Genomic DNA, 677 nt, shown 5'->3' with positions numbered 1-677 from the left:
CCAACTCCTCACCCAAACCCGCACCACCAACATCAACGCCTACACCCACCAAGACCTCCCCTTCGACCACCTCGTCGAAGCCCTCAACCCCAACCGCTCCCTCGCCCGCCACCCCCTCTTCCAGGTCGCGCTCGCCTTCCAGAACTTCCACCAGCCCGGCACCCACTTCACCACCGAGCCGATCCACACCGCGATCTCCCCCTTCGACCTCGCTCTCTACCTGACCGACAACTACGACTCCACCGGCGCCCCTACCGGCATCGAGGGCGAAGCCCAGTACGCCACCGACCTGTTCGACCCCGGCACCGTCACCACCTTGCTCCACCGTCTGGAGACACTGCTCGCCCACGCCGCCCAGGACCCCGGCACCCGCGTCGGCGACCTCGACATCTGGCTCCCGGGCGAACACCACCGGATCCTCACCGAGTGGAACGACACCACCACCCCTCTCGAACCCACGACCCTGACCCGGCGTTTCGAACAGCAAGCCGCCAAGACCCCCGACGCCATCGCCGTCACCGACGGCACCACCACCCTCACCTACCGCCAGCTCAACGAACAAGCCAACCAACTCGCCCACCACCTGCTCACCCACGACGCCGGCCCCGAGAAATACATCGCCCTCGCCATCCCCCGCTCCACCCACCTCCTCACCGCCCTGCTCGCCACCCTCAAAA

The 677-nt window shown here is 67.1% G+C and carries 1 protein-coding gene; it reads left to right on the top strand.

All coding sequences use genetic code 11. The annotated features are described in order from the left end of the window. On the top strand, positions 1-677 hold a 677-nt coding region (locus tag ABGB17_RS38835), incomplete at both ends, for an AMP-binding protein (protein WP_347639408.1).

The sequence above is a fragment of the Sphaerisporangium sp. B11E5 genome, from assembly GCF_039871875.1.
In the GTDB taxonomy this organism is placed as follows: domain Bacteria; phylum Actinomycetota; class Actinomycetes; order Streptosporangiales; family Streptosporangiaceae; genus Sphaerisporangium.
The sequence above is the reverse complement of the archived record's forward strand: the minus strand, read 5'-3'. Positions and strand labels throughout refer to the sequence as shown.